This is a genomic window from Promicromonospora alba, from assembly GCF_042654905.1.
In the GTDB taxonomy this organism is placed as follows: domain Bacteria; phylum Actinomycetota; class Actinomycetes; order Actinomycetales; family Cellulomonadaceae; genus Promicromonospora; species Promicromonospora alba.
In genome coordinates this window covers 895721-912553 of record NZ_JBHSFI010000005.1, presented here as the reverse complement: position 1 = coordinate 912553, position 16833 = coordinate 895721, and the positions used below count along the sequence as shown (strand labels likewise).

The window sequence follows — 16833 nt, the reverse complement described above, 5'->3', positions numbered from 1 at the left end:
TCAGGCGGGTCGGACGTCGGCCTGCAGCAGCTCCAGACGCTTGATCATGCGGCGCACGAGCAGCAGCGGGATCGCGCCGAAGACGCCGAACGACATGTCGATGAGGCTCCAGCCCCACGGGATGTCCCGGATCGGCCCGGCGATCAGGGCCAGCGGGATGATCCCCGCGCAGGCGATCAGCCCGAAGTCGATGATCCAGATGTTGCGGACCGGGTCGCGCAACGGGCCCCAGAACGCGACGGCGATGACCAGGTGCGCGAACGCGAGCCAGTCCGTGCCGTACGCGATGAACGGGTAGTCGGCGGCGGTGGCCTCCAGCCCCTCGCGGACGCGGGCGAACCACTCCACGAGGCTCGGTAGCCAGGTCTCCACGCCCCACGCGACGAGGAGCTCGTGGCCCCAGCGGACCTCCGTCACCAACGGGAACGCTGTGACCCCGCTCAGCACGAGGCCGACGATGAACACGATCAGCCAGGCGCGCACGCGCCGCAGGAGGACAGCCTGCTCGAGCTGCGCCGCAGCCTCTGTCGGTGTGTCCGCACTGCTATCGGTGACGGTCATGGTGCTCGGAGCGTAGCGGCGGTCGGTGGTGCCCCGCTGTCACGCAGTTCACAGCGGCGAGCTGCCCGTTCGGTTTCCGGTGACGGCGCAGGTCCTGGTAGTGTTTCTTCCCGTCGCAGGCGCCATTAGCTCAATTGGCAGAGCAGCTGACTCTTAATCAGCGGGTTCATGGTTCGAGTCCATGATGGCGCACCAGACGGCGGTCCAGCGGGTCCCTCTCGAGGGCGTTTGCCTGGGTTGTCGCGAGGCGGAAGTAATGGTGCGCCAGAGGGTCCAAGCCCTGGTAATCTTTCCGTCGCAGGCGCCATTAGCTCAATTGGCAGAGCAGCTGACTCTTAATCAGCGGGTTCATGGTTCGAGTCCATGATGGCGCACAGTACGTCGAAGGCCCCCACCACGGTGGGGGCCTTCGCCATTCCCGCTCAGGCGCTTGGCCGCAGCTCGACGGGGAACACCTCGGTGCGTGCCACCACTCGGTCCCGTTCCTCCGCCAGCGCCGTGCGCCGGGGATCGGCGAGGTAGGAGTCCAGGCCGGCCTGCCCGGCGAACCGGTAGAGCTGGACCTCGTGCGGCCGGCCCTCGGCGCCGTCAGACACCGCGCGCTGGACCACCGTGCCGCCGTGCTCATGCAGCAGCTCCAGCACCCGGTCCTCATAGGCGGTCAGCGCCGCCTCCTGGCCGGGGTGCGCCCACAGGAAGCAGCAGAGCTGGATCTGGTCGCCCGGGTTCGACATGCGCCGAGCCTAGGGCCTGACGGCAAGTTCACCCAGGCCCCGCGTCGTTGCTGACCTGCGGCTTCACCCGGCCCAACGGACAATTTGTCCGGTTGTTGCCTCCCGCACCCGTTCTGTTCACCCACCCGGTCCAGGTTGACCTCCGGGCGTGCTCAGGGCCGTCCACCTTTCACGGACCACAGGGAGGACGGCCATGCGGCCAGTCACCAGCAAACAGCGAGGTCGGCAGCAGGCCGGTCTCGTCGCGGCGGTCACGGCGGCCACGCTCGCCATGACGGGGTGGGTCGCGACGTCGTCGTCCGCCGCCCCCGCGGAGACCGGCAGCACCGCGGCCGGTGCCACCGCGACGGCACCGCACGAGCCGGCGGAACCGGCGGCGGGCGGGCCCGTCCTCACACCTGACGAGGGCGAGTTCCTCGAGGGGACCGTCCCGGTCGCGGCCGAACCCGTCGCGCCTGGTGACGACGTCGAACGCCTCACCGTCGACGGCGTCGACGTGCCAGGTGCCACCGAGACGCTCGGTACGTCGGTCCTCGGCTACAACGTGGCGACGAACTCGACCGAGGCGCGCTACAAGAACTACGTGTCGGTGAACGGCTCGGAGCCGATCTACCTGCCCGACGCCGTGAGCGAGCGCGTCGAGCTGGAGATCCCCAACGAGTACCTCGTGACCGGCGAGAACACCGTCGAAGTGGTCGCGGGCACCATCAACACGAGCTGCGGCGTGAACCACGACGACTTCGTGCTCTCCGACTTCACGCTCGAGCCGCTCGGCGAGACCGCCGACGGCGAGGAGAACGAGTACACGTACGCGTTCGGCGACGGCAGCTGCGGCACCAACACGAGCCTGCTGCTGCGCGCCGAGCTGTCGTTCTTCCTGCAGGGTGACCCGCAGGGCACCACGGGGCTCAGCGCCGACCTCGACACGACCACGCTGGAGAACGGCGAGCACACCATCGAGGCGCGCACGGCGGACGGCGACACGACGGCGCACCAGGTCCGCGTGAACAACGCGCCCGTCGGCGCCCCGCGTCTCACCCCGACCGACGGCACGCTCGCCAACGGCACGGTGACCGCCGTCGGCGCCCGTCCGGCGGACGGCGAGGGCGCCACCGCCGAGCTCACCGTCGACGGCGAGGCGGTGGAGACCACGGCGACGCTCGGCTCCGGCGACGCGGCGTTCTCGTTCAACGTCGGGTCGAACGCCGTGGACGGCAACGCCGCGAACCTGCTGGTCGTCAACGGGATCGAGATGCCGCTGGGCGGCTCCTACGCTAGCCAGCGAGCCGACGTCGTCATCCCGAACGAGTGGCTGCGGCCCGGCGACAACACCGTCAAGGTGGTCACCGGCACCTTCGCGGGCGACTGCAACCGCGACGACTTCACCATCTCGAACCTCGCGCTGACCCCCGCGGCGGGCACCGCCGCCGGCGTCGGGCTGAAGCCCTCCTACTCCATGGGCGACGGCACCTGCGGCTCCAGCGGAACCGCCCTGCGCGAGGTCACGGTGACCTTCGCCGTGGACGCCCCCGCGCGCGGCCTGCGGGCCGACGTCGACACGACCACGCTGCCCGACGGCGAGCACGAGCTCGCCGCCACCTCGACGACCGGCGAGACCGCCACCCGCGCCCTGTTCACGGACAACACCGGCCCTGCGCTGGCCTCCGTAACGCCCGCCGACGGCGACCGGCTCACCACCGCCGTGCACCTGGCGGTCTCGGTGGACGACGCCTCCGGCGTGGTGCAGGGCCCCGACGTCACGCTCGACGGCGAGGAGATCGCCGTGGGTGACCCGGTCGGACCCGGCCTCGCCGCGGGCAGCCACACCATCGAGGTCTCCGCGACCGACGGTCTCGGCAACGAGGTCACCCACGAGATCCCCTTCGTGAGCGCCGGCATCCCGGACGTGCCGGCCGACGTCGCACCGGCGTCGGGCACCTCGGACGTGGGGCGCACCGCGACGCTGCGCGCCACGGTGGCCGAGCCCGACGACGGCCGGGTCACCGCCACCTTCTCCAGCGCCGAGATCCTCACGCCGACCCAGGCCTGGCAGGGCGAGGCGCCCGAGGTCCCGAGCACGCTGAGCGTGCGGGGCGAGAAGAAGCTGAGCACCCGTGCGCTGGAGCCGGGCGACGGCCGGTCCGCGGACTCGCCGGCGTCGGGCGACGTCACGTACCAGCGGTTCGACGTGCCGGTCCGTGGCCGCGTCGAGGCGCCGGTGCTGCGCTGGGAGGGCACCGCCGACCCGGCCCGCCTGGTCAGCCTGCGGGCCTGGAACCCCGACACCGACGCGTGGGACGTCGTGGCCTCGGCGCGCGGCGCCGTCGACGGGGCGACCGTGCTGGAAGGCACCGTGACCGGGGACTACGTGCTGCGCGGCAAGGTGCACGCGATGGTCACCGGCGAGGACCCCTTCGCCGACGACATCGACCCCGGGGACCCGAACGGCTTCGCCGACCCGGCCGGGTACGACTTCTCGATGGTCCACTACACGGACACGCAGTACCTGACCGAGGGTGCCGTCGAGCAGGAGACCGCGGAGGAGCGCGCCGTCTGGGCCAAGGGCTACACGGGCGTCATGGACTGGATCGTCGACAACGCCGACGAGCGCAAGATCGCCTACGTGGCGCACACCGGCGACATCATCGAGAACAACATCCGGGCGATCCCGCCGGAGCTCGAGGAGCAGGTGGCCGGCGAGTTCGAGTTCGCGTCCGAGGCGCAGGGCCGGATCGACGCGGCGGGCATCCCGAACGGCGTCGTCGCCGGTAACCACGACAACCAGTCGGGCACCGACCCCGAGCTGTTCGACGAGCACTTCGGGCCGGACCGCTACGAGGCGCTCGCCGAGGGCTGGGAGAACGCGACGTACGGCGGTTCGATGACGCCGGGTTCGAACGAGAACCACTACGACCTGTTCTCGGCCGGCGGCCTGGACTTCGTGGTGGTCGGCCTGTCCTACGGCGTGACCCGGGACGAGGCCGAGTGGGCGGCGTCGATCTTCGACCGCTACTCCGACCGCAACGGCGTCCTGCTCACGCACGACTACCTGGAGCCGTCGACGTCGCCCGACGGGCGCGGGGCCAACTTCGGCGGGTCGGACGGGCCGCTGCTGTACAACCTGCTCGTCAAGGACAACCCGAACGTGTTCCTGGTGCTGGCCGGGCACCGGCACGGCGTGGGCACCAACGTGCGCCCGCCCGTCGTCGGCGACATCGGCGGCGGCGTGGTCGAGCTGCTCGCGGACTACCAGTTCTACACGGTGACCGCGGGCCAGCTCGGGCTCACCCAGATCGGCGGGTACGACCCCGCTGACCAGCTCCAGTTCGGCGCGTCGTTCTTCCGGATGCTGCAGTTCGACGTCGACCGCGGTGAGGTGTCCATCGATACCTACTCGCCGCTGCTGGGCGAGTTCGGCGCGACCGAGTACGACACCGAGCACCGGTACAACGGCCTCGAGGACAACATGGTGCTGCCGGTCGACCTGACCTCCCGCACGACGTCGTTCACGACCGAGTCAGTGGTGCTGTACGACCCGGTGCATCGGATCGGCAGCGACACCGTGTCGTCCGGTGAGGTCGCCTCGGTCCGGTGGACGGGTCTCAAGCCGGACCGCACCTACGCCTGGTTCGTCACGGCCCGCACCGCGGGTGGCGGCACGACGACGGCGTCCCCGGCGTACTTCACCACGGCGCGGCGTTGAGGTTCGGTCGCTCCTTGGCCCTGGCGGGGCTGCTCACACTGCTGAGCAGCCCCGTCGGGGTGTCGCTCGCCGGGCCGGCCGCGGCCCACGACGCGACGAGCGACGTCTACGCGGCGGTGACCCCCGCGGCGGAGTCGGACGTGACCGCCGTGCTCGACCTCGAGTACGACCTGCTCATGAAGTCGGCCTGGCTGCGGGCCGAGGCGTACGAGGCGACCGGGCGGGCGGACCAGCTCGCGCAGCTCGACGAGCACGAGCGGGCGGTCGACGGGTACGTCACCGACCGCTTCGTCGTCACCTACGACGGCGAGCCGTGCATCCCCTCGCTCGACACCGCCGACGTGGTGGAGCGTGGGGAGCGGGCCTACGCCTCGCTGACGTACACGTTCGCGTGCGACGGCGAGCCGGAGGGCGTGCACGAGGTCTCCAGCGACCTGTTCCCGGACGTCGAGTCGTTCGTGCACTCGACCGAGACGATCGTCCGGTACGAGCTCGACGAGGAGGAGGGCTCGGCGGTGCTGACCGCGGCGTCGCCCACCCTCACCACGGGGGAGAACCGCCTGCTCAAGCAGGTGGGGGAGTTCTTCGTGCTGGGCGGCGAGCACCTGCTGTTCGGCCTCGACCACGTGCTGTTCCTGCTGGCGCTGCTGATCGGCGCGCGCCGGCTGCGCGACGTCGTCTGGACCGCCACCGCGTTCACCGTCGCGCACTCGGTGACGTTCCTGCTCGCGGCCCTGGGCGTGGTCTCAGTGCCGGCGATCGTGGTGGAGCCGGTGATCGCGGCGTCGATCGCGGTGGTGGCGGCGGTGGACCTGCACCTGATCTGGCTGGGGCGGGGTTTCGCGTCCGGGGTCGCGCCCGGCCTCACGTCCGGTGGCGGGACGACGTCGGCCCCGGTCCGGGACGCCCTGCGGTGGCGGGCACCGGCCGGGACCCGGGACGAGCTGACCGGCTGGGACCGCTGGCGGCTGCCGGTCGTGTTCGCCTTCGGCCTGGTGCACGGCGTCGGGTTCGCGGGCGCGCTCGGCATCGACGCGGCGTGGTCGTGGACCCTGCTGTGGTCGCTGCTGTCGTTCAACGTGGGCATCGAGGCGGTGCAGCTCGGCATCATCGCCGTCGTGTTCCCGCTGCTGGTGCTGCTGCGCGTCCGGGCTCCCCAGGCCGCCCGCTGGGTGCTCGGTACGACGACCGCGGGCATCGTGGCGGTGGCCCTCTACTGGGTAGCGGAACGCCTGACGTCGGCCCCGTAAGGGCCCCTACGGGTGCGCCGCCCAGAACGTCTCCAGCTCCGCGTCCAGCGCCGGCGCCACCTGCATCGGCAGGGAGTGCGTGGTGTCGGGCCAGACCTTGACCTGGGCGTCGGGGATCAGCCTCGCCTTCTCTGCCCCCGCCTCGCCGCCGGCCAGCGGGGAGCCGCTCGCGATGCCCACGTAGACCGGCATGGGCAGGTTCTTCAGCTCCGTATCGGTCAGCTGAACGGGGTTGGGCAGTCCTGACGAGCTGTAGCCCTCGGCGCCGACGTTGATCATCCGGGCCAGGGGATCGTCGGGGTCGACCTCCTCGTTCTCGACCCCACCGATCTGGTTCAGGGCCGCCTCGCGCCACGACTCGGGCAGGAACGTCAGCGAGACCGGGATGCTCGCGAGCACGACCGAGAGCGGCAGCGCGCTCAGGGTCAGGACCGGCTCGAGCAGCGTCAGGCTGGCCAGGCGGTCCGGGTACCGCACCGCGACGGCGGCCGCGAGCCCGCCGCCCTGCGAGTGACCCACCAGGTGTACCCGGTCGAGGCCGAGGCCGGCCATCGCCTCGTCCACCCAGCGCGCCGCGTCCCCGACGTCGCGCATCGGGACGGTCTGCTGGGACATGCCTGTGTCGCCGATGACGTCGAAGGCGTAGACGGTGCGGTGCTCGATGTAGTGCGGCAGGTTGTCGCCCCACATCGGCGCTGCGGACGACCGTCCGGGCAGCAGGACGACGGGGGTGGTGTCCGACCGGCCCTCCGGGATCCACGTGTAGGCGCGCACCGTGCCGAAGGTCGTCTCGATGTCCTGTGTCTCGGTGGGCTCGGGCAGGCGGCCGAGCGCCTCGGCGTATGCGTCCTCGTAGGCCTCGCGCGCTTCCGGCGTGCGGAAGTGGCCGACGCCGGGGCTGCTGGTCGCGAGGAGCAGCACCAGGCCGCTCGTCGAGACCACGGCCAGGGTCGCCAGCAGCACGACCGGCCACCGGCGGCGCTTGGGTCCGGTGTGGTTCTTGCGCATCGGAGGGTCCTCTCGGAAGTTCGGTTTTTTTGCAATACGTTCGCATCGTAACACGTTACGATGCGAACGTATTGGTACGCTGGGTGCATGCCGAAAGTGGTCGATCACGAGGAACGTCGCTGGGAGATCGTCTACGCGCTCTGGCTGGTGATCGCCGAGCAAGGGATCGAGGGCGTGAGCCTGCGGCACGTCGCTGCGGCCGCGGACGTCTCGATGGGCCGGATCCAGCACTACTTCGGCACCAAGGAGGCGCTCGTCCTGGCCGGCTGCACCGCGCTCGTCCAGAGCGCGCACGGCGGCTATCAGGAGACCGCCGAAGCGGCACCGCGCGAGCGTCTGCTGCACGTGGTGAGCCAGCAGATCCCCCGGGACGACGCCGGCCGGGTGGGCGTCAGCGTCTGGTACGCCTACGTGGCGAAGTCGATCAACGACTCCGCCGTCCGCCAGGTGCTGGCCGAGGCCCGGCGAGGTGCGGAGGAGGAGTGCGTGCGGCTCATCCAGGCCGACCGCGGCGGGCCTGCCGACGGCGCCGACCAGGCGGCCCTGGAGCAGGCCCGGCGCCTGCTCGCCCTGGCCGACGGCCTCACCCTGCGGGTCCTGGTCAGGGATCTCGAGCCGGCCGAGGCGGTGGCGATGCTCGAGTCCGAGGTGGGCCGGATCTGACTGCCCCGCGGATCAGTCGGGATCGGCGGGGCTGCCCAGCAGGTCACGGAAGAGGTCCTCGGACTGCTGCGCGACCTCGACGTCCTGCGCGACCCGGCCGGGCGGCACGCGTTGCTCGTCCGGCTCTGCCCAGCTGCGGTTGCTCAGCATCCCGCGCCGGATCCACCCGAGGACGAGCCGCGGGCCGTCGATGCCGCGCCGGCGCGCTATCGCGGTGAGCCGCTCGAGGTCGCCGTCGGACAGGTCGACGACGATCCGGCGTCCGTCGAGCTCGACGTGCGAGCGGGAGCCACGTTCGGTCATGGTGCCCGCTCAGCTGTCGTCGGGAAGGATGCGGAACGACTTGTCCTCGGTGAGCGGGCGGACGGTCCGGAAGTCTCTGCGGTCGAGCGTCAGGATCGCGTTCGTGTAGTTGTCACGCGCGATGACGGTGATGACGGCGTCAGCGAGATCAAGACCGAGATCGTCGTACCGGACCTGCACGGCTCGTGCCGTGCACAGATGCTCGGCGGTCAGTGGAGTGACGATGAATCGTCCGGACTCCGCTTGTCGGACGATCTCGTCTATCAGGCCGCCGGCGACGTGTCGGCCAAAACGCTCCGTGACGAGGTGGTCCAGTTCAGCAAGAACGAGAGGCGGAACAAGGACGGTGCTCGCATGGTCGATCACGGCGCGGGCGCCTTCGTGCTCCGGCGCGTCGGTATCGATCGAGGCGATGATGCCTGAGGTGTCGGCCACGACGATCATTCGGTGTCGGGCTCCGCGTTCATCGACTTGAGGATCTCGTCGGTTCGCGAGGCGAAGGTCGGGTCGCCGCTCGAGACGAGCGGAAAGTTGACCGGCTCGTCCCAGACACGATTGCGAAGGAGGGCGTGCCGGACGCCCTCGCGAATGATCTCGGCCTCGCTGACGCCACGGCGGGCAGCCGCAATCTTGAGGTCACGCAGGTCGTTCTCGTCGAGGTAGACCGTGGTCCGCTTGAGAGCCATCTCTATATGGTATTGCTGCCATACGTCGATGGCGGGTGCGGCGGCAAGCATGGTCGTTCCTGACTTCGCGGGGTGGTCCGGGTGGCTGCCCCCAGACTGCCGCCCGCTGCCGCGGACGTGCGCGGCGAGCCCTGAATCCTTGCGGATACGCAACGCCCGGCCGCCACCTCGTACGCTCTACCCGTGAGCCAGCCCGTACCTCCTCAGCCCGACGCCGCCCACCAGCCCGACGCCGCGGACCGGCCCGAGCTGGCGGGGTTCCGGACCAAGCCGGTGTCGTTCGTGCGGCGGTCCGGCAGGCTCACGGACAAGCAGAAGCGGCTGTGGGCCGCGCGACACGGCGCCTACCTGGTCGACGTCCCCCGGGCGGTCGCGCGCACCTCGGTGGACCCGGAGTTCGTGCTCGACGTCGAGGAGGTCTTCGGGCGCCGAGCCCCGCTCGTCGTCGAGATCGGCTCAGGCCTCGGCGACGCCGTCGTCGAGGCGGCCGCCACCGACCCCGCACGCGACTATCTCGCCGTGGAGGTCTACCACCCCGGGCTCGCCCACACGATCGCGCGCGCCGAGCGGGCGGGAGCGGCCCTCGGCCAGGACGGGCTGCCCAACCTGCGGCTCGTGCAGGCCAACGCGGCAGAGCTCCTCGAGACGACGCTCCCGGCCGGGTCCTTGGACGAGCTGTGGGTCTTCTTTCCCGACCCCTGGCACAAGGCGCGCCACCACAAGCGCCGCCTGGTCACCGCGGAGTTCGCTGCGCTCGCGGCCCGCGTGCTTCGTCCGGGCGGGACGCTGCGGCTCGCGACCGACTGGGCGGAGTACGCCGAGCAGATGGTCGAGGTGCTGGAGGCGCACGCCGGGCTCGTCAACGCGCATGGGCCCGGCGGCGTCGCCCCGCGGTTCGAGCGGCGCGTGCTGACCGGGTTCGAACGCAAGGCTCACCAGGCCGGACGGGAGATCGCCGACCTGGAGTACGTGCGGCACTGATGCGGCGCCGACCGGCGCGCCGACTCGCACCCCGACTCGCACCCCGACTCCCACCCCGACTCGCACTGCCCTGACCTGTCCATTTTCGAGATCTCTACATGGACTCCGCGAAATATAACGACTTGGTCAAGTCCCGAAATCCACCGTGTGATCTGTTTGCCCCCGGCATGTGAAGTGCGGCACATTGGGCCCCAGGTGCGAAGTGCGCACCGGGTCGCGGGCTAGGCGCGCGCCCCCATGAGCCAATGGAGGCGTCATGAGTGACGTAGGGGCTTCAGAGCCCACGGAAACCGATTATCAGCGCGTGGAGAGATCGGAAGAGTTCCAGAGCCTCCGCAAGGCCTTCCGGAACTTCGTCTTCCCGATGACCGCGCTGTTCCTCGTCTGGTATCTCCTGTACGCGCTCATGAGCACGTACGCACACGACTTCATGAGCATCCGCGTGGGCGGCAACTTCACCGTCGGTCTCATCTTCGGGCTGCTGCAGTTCGTGTCCACCTTCGTGATCACCACGCTCTACGCGCGGTGGGCGAACAACAAGTTCGACGCCCGGGCCAAGGCCCTGCGCGAAGAGATCGAGGAGGGCGCGCTGTGAACGGGACCGTCATGGCCGCGGCAGCGGCGACGAACGTCGGCAATATCTGGATCAACATCGGGATCTTCGGCGCGTTCGTCGTGGTCACCCTGGTCGTCGTCTTCTGGGTGTCCCGGCAGAACAAGACCGCGGCGGACTTCTACGCCGGCGGCCGCAACTTCACCGGTACCCAGAACGGCACGGCGATCGCCGGCGACTACCTGTCGGCGGCGAGCTTCCTGGGGATCGCGGGTGCCATCGCCGTCAACGGGTACGACGGCTTCCTGTACTCCATCGGCTTCCTCGTGGCCTGGCTCGTGGCGCTGCTGCTCGTCGCCGAGCTGCTGCGGAACACCGGCAAGTTCACGATGGCCGACGTGCTGTCGTTCCGGCTCAAGCAGCGGCCGATCCGGATGGCCGCAGCGCTGTCGACGCTCACCGTCGTGTTCTTCTACCTGCTGGCCCAGATGGCCGGCGCGGGCGGGCTCGTCGCACTCCTGCTCGGCATCACGGACAAGGCCGGACAGGGCGTCGTCATCGCCGTCGTGGGCGCGCTCATGATCCTGTACGTGCTGGTGGGCGGTATGAGGGGCACCACGTGGGTGCAGATCATCAAGGCGACGCTCCTCATCCTGGGCGCCGGCGTCATGACGATCTGGGTGCTCGCACTCTTCGGCTTCAACCTGTCGGCCGTCATGCAGGAGGCCGTCAACATGGCCGGCGAGAACGGCGAGGCGATCCTGGAGCCGGGTCTGCAGTACGGCGCCACGGCTCTGTCGCAGCTCGACTTCCTGTCCCTGGCGCTCGCCCTGGTGCTCGGCACCGCGGGCCTGCCGCACGTGCTCATGCGCTTCTACACGGTGCCGTCGGCCAAGGAGGCCCGGAAGTCCGTGGTCGTGGCGATCTGGCTGATCGGCATCTTCTACCTGTTCACCCTGGTGCTCGGCTACGGCGCCGCTGCGCTCGTGGGACCCGAGACGATCCTCGCGGCACCGGGCGGACAGAACTCCGCGGCCCCGCTGCTCGCGTTCGAGCTGGGCGGCGAGATCCTGCTCGGCATCATCGCGGCGGTCGCCTTCGCGACCATCCTCGCCGTGGTCGCCGGTCTGACGATCACCGCGGCGGCCAGCTTCTCCCACGACATCTACGCCTCCATCATCAAGAAGGGGCAGGTCGCGCCGGACGGCGAGGTCAAGGTGGCCCGCTGGACGGTGGTCGTGATCGGCATCATCGCGATCATCGGTGGCATCTTCGCCAACGGGCAGAACATCGCGTTCCTCGTCGCGCTGGCGTTCTGCGTCGCGGCGTCCGCGAACCTGCCCACGATCATCTACTCGCTCTTCTGGAAGCGGTTCAACACGTCCGGCGCGCTGTGGAGCATCTACGGCGGCCTGAGCTCGACGATCATCCTGATCATCTTCTCGCCGGTCGTGTCGGGCAAGCCCGCCGACCCGGTCACCGGGCTCAGCAAGTCGATGATCAGCAACCCGGCCATCGACTTCCACTGGTTCCCGCTCGACAACCCGGGCATCGTGACCATCCCGCTCGCGTTCGTGCTCGGCATCGTCGGCACGTTCCTGAGCAAGGAGCAGTCGCACCCGGAGAAGTACGCCGAGATGGAGGTCCGCTCCCTGACGGGCGCGGGCGCGGAAAAGGCAACTGCGCACTGACGGCCTGACCACCCCGCTGAGTGCTGGGTATTTGCCCTCCCGGAGACGTTCCGAGGGCAAATACCCAGCACTCAGCTGTTTCAGGGGGCGATTGTGAGGTTGGTGATCCGGTTGGCCTCCAGGGTGTAGCGGTAGCGGAGGTCTACGACGCCGCCCGGGAAGTTGCCCTCCAGGTGTCGGACGGCGGTCCAGTGCTCCGCGTCGTCCTGGCGGACGGCGGTCAGCTCGCTCGTGTAGGTGTACTCGCTCGCCGCGCGGCCGAGCCAGGCGCGGATCTCCGCCGTGCCGCGGTAGGTGCGGCCCTCGTCGGTGACCTCGGCCTCCTCGGCGTAGCAGGCCAGCTCCCGCTCGACGTCGCGGGCCTCGTGGGCGGCCAGGTGCGCCGTGAGTACGGCGGGGAGCTCGACGCCCTCCGGTGCGACGCTCCCGGTCGTGATGCTCTCCTGTGCTGCGTTCACTGTCGTTTCCTCTTTCATCGTGTTGGACGGCTTGTGTTGGACGGCGGCTTGTGGCGGACGGCGGCGTCAGCCGACCGTCGGGACCGTCCCGCCGTCGATCGTGTGCTCGGCGCCGGTGATCGCCGCCGCGCGGTCGCCGACGAGGAAGGCGACCAGCTCGGCCACCTCGGCCGGTTCGCTCGGCCGCCCGAGCGGGATACCGCCGAGCGAGTCCATGACCTGGCCCAGGGCCTCCTCCCGCGTGATGCCCTGGCCGTCGGACAGCCGGTCGACGAGGCCGTCGGCGCCGGACGACCGGATGAAGCCGGGGGAGACCACGTTGACCCGGACCCCGTGCGGTGCGACCTCGTTGGCCAGCCCCTTGCTGTACGTCGTCAGCGCGGCCTTGGCAGCGGCGTAGCCGAGCGTGGCGTCGTGCAGCGGCTGCCTGCGCTGGATGGACGAGACGTGCACGACGGCGCCACGGCCCGCCGCGACCATGCCGGGAACCAGTGCGTGGTCGAGCCGGACCGCCCCGAGCAGGTTCAGGTTCAGCTCGTGGGCCCAGTGCTCGTCGGTGAGGGCCGCGAAGCCGCCCGAAGGCGCCCGCGACCCGCCGAGCGCGTGCACCAGGATGTCGACGCCGCCGAGATGTTCGGCGACGTGCTCGGCCACCCGGGCGGCGCCGTCGGGCGAGGTCAGGTCCGCGGCGACGAAGCCGCGCGGGCCGGGGTGCGACGCGGGCGCGGTCCGGGCAGTGCCCAGCACCGTCGCGCCCGCCTCGCGCAGGCGCGCCACGACGGCGGCGCCGGTGCCCTTGCTGGCCCCGGTCACGAGGGCGCGGCGTCCGTCGAGGCGGTCGCTGATGGTCACGGCGGGCGGATCGGCATCTTCGGAGGTGTGCATGTCCCCACGCTCAGGCCTCCCGCGGGGAGAGGGTCAACCCGTGCGCCCGTCCCTTGAGCCTTCCCCCGCGGGAGGGTGCACAGTGGTGCCGTGACCCGAGGCCTGACGATCGGTGAGTTCGCGCAGCTCACCCACCTGAGCGTGCGGACCCTGCGCCGCTACCACGACTCCGGGCTGCTGGAGCCGGACCGGGTCGATCCCGTCAGCGGCTACCGCTACTACACGAGCGCGCAGATCCCGCCGGCCCAGGTGATCCACCGCCTGCGGGAGCTGGACGTGCCGCTGGCCGAGGTGCGGCAGATCCTCGCCGCGGAGGACTCCGGGGCCCGGGCGGAGCTCGTCGCGGGCCATCTCCGGCGGCTGGAGGCGGAGCTCGACCGGACCCGGACCGCCGTCGCCTCGCTGCGACAGCTGCTCAGCCCGAGCGTGCCGCCGGAGGTCGCGCTGCGCTCCGAGCCGGCTCGGGTGGTCGCGGCGGTCACCGACGTCGTCGCGCAGGACGACGTCCTGGCCTGGTACTCGGCGGCCATGGCCGAGCTGGACGCCGCCGTCGTCGGCCACGAGCGGCTGGGCCCGCCGGGCGGGCACTACGCGAACGAGCTGTTCAGCGACGGGCGTGGGTCGGTGCTCGTGTACCGGCCCGTGGCGGACCCACCGGAGCGCGGGCGGGTGCGGCCGGTCGAGCTGCCCGCCGTGGAGCTCGCGACCGTCGTCCACCACGGCGCCCACGACGACATCGACGTCACGTACGGGCGGCTCGGCGCGTGGGTGGTCGACCATGCCCTGGCGGTGGACGGTCCGGTGCGCGAGACCTACCTCGTCACCCCGGCCGACACGCCTGACGCGTCCGCGTGGCGCACGGAGCTGGCCTGGCCGGTCTTCCGCCTCGCCCCCTGACCGTTGAGTGCTGGATATTTGCCCTCCTGGCTCGCGAAGAAGGGCAGATATCCAGCACTCAACGGGCCGGTTCGAGGCGGATGACCACCGACTTCGACGCCGGGGTGTTGCTGCGGTCCGCCGTGTGGTCCAGGGGGACCAGCACGTTGGTCTCCGGGAAGTAGGCCGCTGCGCAGCCGCGCGCCGTCGGGAACGCGACGACCCGGAACCCCTGGGCGCGGCGTTCCTCCGTGCTGCCGTCCCGGGCGGGCCACTCGCTGACCAGGTCCACCGTGTCGCCGTCGGCGAACCCGAGGGCCGTGAGGTCCTCGGGACGCACGAACACGACGCGCCGTCCGCCCTTGATGCCGCGGTACCGGTCGTCGAGGCCGTAGACGGTGGTGTTGAACTGGTCGTGGGAGCGGACGGTCTGGAGCAGCAGGCGACCCTCGGGGACCTGGACGACCTCGAGCTCGTTGACCGTGAAGTTCGCCTTGCCGGTCGTCGTCGGGAACAGGCGGGCGTCGCGCGGCGGGTGCGGCAGCACGAAGCCGCCGGGCTCGGCGACCCGCCGCTCGAAGTCGTCGAAGCCCGGCACCACTCGGGAGATCGAGTCGCGGACGCGCGAGTAGTCGCTGCCGAACTCCTCCCAGGGTGTCTCGTCGTCGGGGCCGAGGGCGCGGCGGGCGAGGTCGCAGAGGATGTCGGTCTCGCTGCGCAGGTGCTCGGACGCCGGAGCTAGCGTGCCCCTCGACGTGTGCACGACGCTCATCGAGTCCTCGACGGTCACCACCTGCTCGCGTCCGTCCGTGCGGTCCCGCTCGGTGCGGCCCAGGCAGGGCAGGATCAGGGACCGCTTGCCGGGCAGGACGTGCGAACGGTTCAGCTTGGTCGAGACGTGCACCGTGAGCGGTACGTCGCGCAGCGCGGCCTCCGTGACGGCGCTGTCCGGGGTGGCGGCGGCGAAGTTGCCGCCCATCGCCATGAAGACCTTGAGCTGCCCGTCGCGCAGGGCCCGGACCGTGTCGACGACGTCGTACCCGTGGGCGCGCGGTGGCTCGAAGTCGAACTCCGTGGCCAGCGCGTCGAGGAACGCCTCGGTCGGCCGTTCCCAGATACCCATGGTGCGGTCGCCCTGCACGTTGCTGTGCCCGCGCACCGGGCAGGCGCCCGCACCCGGCCGGCCGACGTTCCCGCGCAGCAGAAGGAAGCTCACGACCTCGCGGATCGTCGCGACCGCCTGCTTGTGCTGGGTGAGGCCCATCGCCCAGCAGACGATGATCTTGTCCGCAGCGAGGACGTCGCCCACGAAGTCCTCGATCTCCGACCGCTCCAGGCCGGTGGCCGCATCGACGTCGGCCCAGTCGAGACTGCGCCACGCGGCCGCGGCGTCGGCGAAGCCCGAGGTGTGCTCGGCGATGAACTCGTGGTCCAGCACGCCCTTGTGCCCGGCTGTGCGCGAATCGTCGTCGGCCTCCAGGAGCAGGCGGTTGACCGCCTGGAACAGGGCCAGGTCGCCGGCGAGGCGGACCTGGAGGAACCGGTCGGCGAGCTTCGTGCCCGGCCCGACGACACCGCGCACCCGCTGCGGGTTCTTGAAGGTCTGCAGCCCGGCCTCGGGCAGCGGGTTGATGGCCACGATCCGCGCCCCGCGGTCCTTGGCCTCCTCGAGCGCGCTGAGCATGCGCGGGTGGTTGGTCCCGGGGTTCTGCCCGACGACGACGATCAGGTCGGCGTGGTCGGTGATGTCCTCCAGGGACACGCTGCCCTTGCCGATGCCCAGCGTCTCGACCAGGGCGGTGCCGGAGGACTCGTGGCACATGTTCGAGCAGTCCGGCAGGTTGTTCGTGCCGAGCTTGCGCGCCAGCAGCTGGTACACGAACGCCGCCTCGTTGCTGGTGCGGCCCGACGTGTAGAACGCGGCCTGGTCCGGCGAGTCCAGGCCGCGGAGCTCGGACGCGACCAGGTCGAGAGCCTCGGCCCAGGGCACCGGCCGGTAGTGGTCGGCGCCGTCGTCGCGCAGCATCGGCTGGGTGAGGCGGCCGGACTTGCCCAGCCGGTGGTCGGTCCAGGTCGCCAGCTCGGAGATCGGGTGCTCGGCGAAGAACGCCGCGTCCGCGCGCTTGCGGGTGGACTCCTCGGCGACCGCCTTGGCGCCGTTCTCGCAGAACTCGGCGAGGTGCGGCTTGCCGGGCTCGGGCCACGCGCAGCCGGGGCAGTCGAAGCCGCCGTGCTGGTTGAGCAGGGGGAGCGTGCGCAGGCCGCTCGCGACCCCCGCCTCCCCGAAGACGTGGGCCAGGCCATGGACCACCCCAGGCACCCCTGCTGCAGTGTTCTTGGGCGGCCCGACGCGCAGGCTCTTCTCGGGGGCTTCGGTGCGGGCCTCGTCGCTCACGTCTGTCACGTTGCCGACCCTACGCCGGACTTCACCCCGTGTGGAGTGGATGAACATATCGGTCGGTGCGGGTGCGAGACTGGCGG

16 protein-coding genes and 2 tRNA genes are annotated in these 16833 nt (G+C 70.8%); 9 read left to right on the top strand and 9 right to left on the bottom strand.

All coding sequences use genetic code 11. From position 1 onward, the window contains the following. Positions 1-561, bottom strand: coding sequence for a hypothetical protein (locus ACFO6V_RS19005; RefSeq protein ID WP_377137949.1), 561 nt, complete (start codon positions 559-561; stop codon positions 1-3). Between the two features lie 119 nt (positions 562-680). Between ACFO6V_RS19005 and ACFO6V_RS19000 the strand changes: the two genes are divergently transcribed. Both ACFO6V_RS19000 and ACFO6V_RS18995 read left to right on the top strand, forming a co-directional pair. Then, positions 681-756: transfer RNA gene (locus ACFO6V_RS19000), tRNA-Lys, on the top strand. Positions 757-862: 106 nt separating this feature from the next. After that, a tRNA-Lys gene (locus tag ACFO6V_RS18995) sits at positions 863-935 on the top strand. A gap of 48 nt (positions 936-983) precedes the next feature. Here the strand turns inward: ACFO6V_RS18995 and ACFO6V_RS18990 are convergent. After that, positions 984-1295 (bottom strand): hypothetical protein, encoded by a 312-nt coding sequence (locus tag ACFO6V_RS18990; RefSeq protein WP_377137947.1) that lies wholly within the window; start codon positions 1293-1295, stop codon positions 984-986. Between the two features lie 193 nt (positions 1296-1488). On the opposite strand from ACFO6V_RS18990, the gene ACFO6V_RS18985 reads away from it, so the two are divergent. Both ACFO6V_RS18985 and ACFO6V_RS18980 read left to right on the top strand, forming a co-directional pair. Further along, positions 1489-4998, top strand: coding sequence for a metallophosphoesterase (locus ACFO6V_RS18985; protein WP_377137945.1), 3510 nt, complete (start codon positions 1489-1491; stop codon positions 4996-4998). Beyond that, positions 4995-6248, top strand: coding sequence for a HupE/UreJ family protein (locus ACFO6V_RS18980; RefSeq protein ID WP_377137943.1), 1254 nt, complete (start codon positions 4995-4997; stop codon positions 6246-6248). The genes ACFO6V_RS18985 and ACFO6V_RS18980 overlap by 4 nt, the downstream gene beginning before the upstream one ends. A gap of 6 nt (positions 6249-6254) precedes the next feature. Here ACFO6V_RS18980 and ACFO6V_RS18975 read toward each other — a convergent pair whose 3' ends face one another. Continuing rightward, positions 6255-7256, bottom strand: a complete 1002-nt coding sequence (locus ACFO6V_RS18975) for an alpha/beta fold hydrolase (protein WP_377137941.1) — start codon at positions 7254-7256, stop codon at positions 6255-6257. A gap of 87 nt (positions 7257-7343) precedes the next feature. Here ACFO6V_RS18975 and ACFO6V_RS18970 point away from each other — a divergent pair, with 87 nt between their 5' ends. Then, positions 7344-7919 carry a TetR/AcrR family transcriptional regulator gene (locus ACFO6V_RS18970; protein WP_377137939.1) on the top strand — a complete coding sequence of 192 codons (576 nt, stop codon included), beginning with the start codon at positions 7344-7346 and terminating at the stop codon, positions 7917-7919. Between the two features lie 12 nt (positions 7920-7931). Here ACFO6V_RS18970 and ACFO6V_RS18965 read toward each other — a convergent pair whose 3' ends face one another. Genes ACFO6V_RS18965 through ACFO6V_RS18955 form a run of 3 tightly spaced genes read right to left on the bottom strand, consistent with a single transcriptional unit; the run spans position 7932 to position 8959 of the window. Beyond that, the gene (locus tag ACFO6V_RS18965; protein WP_377137937.1) at positions 7932-8222 is read right to left on the bottom strand and encodes a hypothetical protein; all 291 of its coding nucleotides are present in this window, start codon (positions 8220-8222) and stop codon (positions 7932-7934) included. 9 nt (positions 8223-8231) lie between these two features. Beyond that, positions 8232-8666 (bottom strand): type II toxin-antitoxin system VapC family toxin, encoded by a 435-nt coding sequence (locus ACFO6V_RS18960; protein ID WP_377137935.1) that lies wholly within the window; start codon positions 8664-8666, stop codon positions 8232-8234. Next, complete coding sequence (locus ACFO6V_RS18955; protein ID WP_377137933.1) at positions 8663-8959, bottom strand: ribbon-helix-helix domain-containing protein; 297 nt, start codon at positions 8957-8959, stop codon at positions 8663-8665. The genes ACFO6V_RS18960 and ACFO6V_RS18955 overlap by 4 nt, the downstream gene beginning before the upstream one ends. Before the next feature lie 132 nt (positions 8960-9091). Here ACFO6V_RS18955 and trmB point away from each other — a divergent pair, with 132 nt between their 5' ends. The 3 genes from trmB (at position 9092) to ACFO6V_RS18940 (ending at position 12133) form a co-directional block, all read left to right on the top strand. After that, on the top strand, positions 9092-9889 hold the full coding sequence (gene trmB, locus ACFO6V_RS18950; RefSeq protein ID WP_377137931.1) for a tRNA (guanosine(46)-N7)-methyltransferase TrmB: 798 nt from the start codon (positions 9092-9094) through the stop codon (positions 9887-9889). Between the two features lie 256 nt (positions 9890-10145). Further along, entirely contained in the window at positions 10146-10484 is a 339-nt protein-coding gene (locus ACFO6V_RS18945; RefSeq protein ID WP_357505980.1) for a DUF485 domain-containing protein, read from the top strand. A gap of 11 nt (positions 10485-10495) precedes the next feature. Next, complete coding sequence (locus ACFO6V_RS18940) at positions 10496-12133, top strand: solute symporter family protein (RefSeq protein WP_377138188.1); 1638 nt, start codon at positions 10496-10498, stop codon at positions 12131-12133. An 80-nt stretch (positions 12134-12213) separates the two neighbouring features. Here the strand turns inward: ACFO6V_RS18940 and ACFO6V_RS18935 are convergent, their stop codons facing one another. Both ACFO6V_RS18935 and ACFO6V_RS18930 read right to left on the bottom strand, forming a co-directional pair. Then, on the bottom strand, positions 12214-12591 hold the full coding sequence (locus ACFO6V_RS18935; RefSeq protein WP_377137928.1) for a nuclear transport factor 2 family protein: 378 nt from the start codon (positions 12589-12591) through the stop codon (positions 12214-12216). Between the two features lie 66 nt (positions 12592-12657). Then, positions 12658-13476, bottom strand: a complete 819-nt coding sequence (locus ACFO6V_RS18930; protein WP_377137926.1) for an SDR family oxidoreductase — start codon at positions 13474-13476, stop codon at positions 12658-12660. 90 nt (positions 13477-13566) lie between these two features. Between ACFO6V_RS18930 and ACFO6V_RS18925 the strand changes: the two genes are divergently transcribed. Further along, entirely contained in the window at positions 13567-14373 is an 807-nt protein-coding gene (locus ACFO6V_RS18925) for a MerR family transcriptional regulator (protein WP_377137924.1), read from the top strand. A 58-nt stretch (positions 14374-14431) separates the two neighbouring features. Here the strand turns inward: ACFO6V_RS18925 and ACFO6V_RS18920 are convergent, their stop codons facing one another. Next, entirely contained in the window at positions 14432-16804 is a 2373-nt protein-coding gene (locus ACFO6V_RS18920; protein ID WP_377137922.1) for an FdhF/YdeP family oxidoreductase, read from the bottom strand. Positions 16805-16833 lie beyond the last annotated feature (29 nt).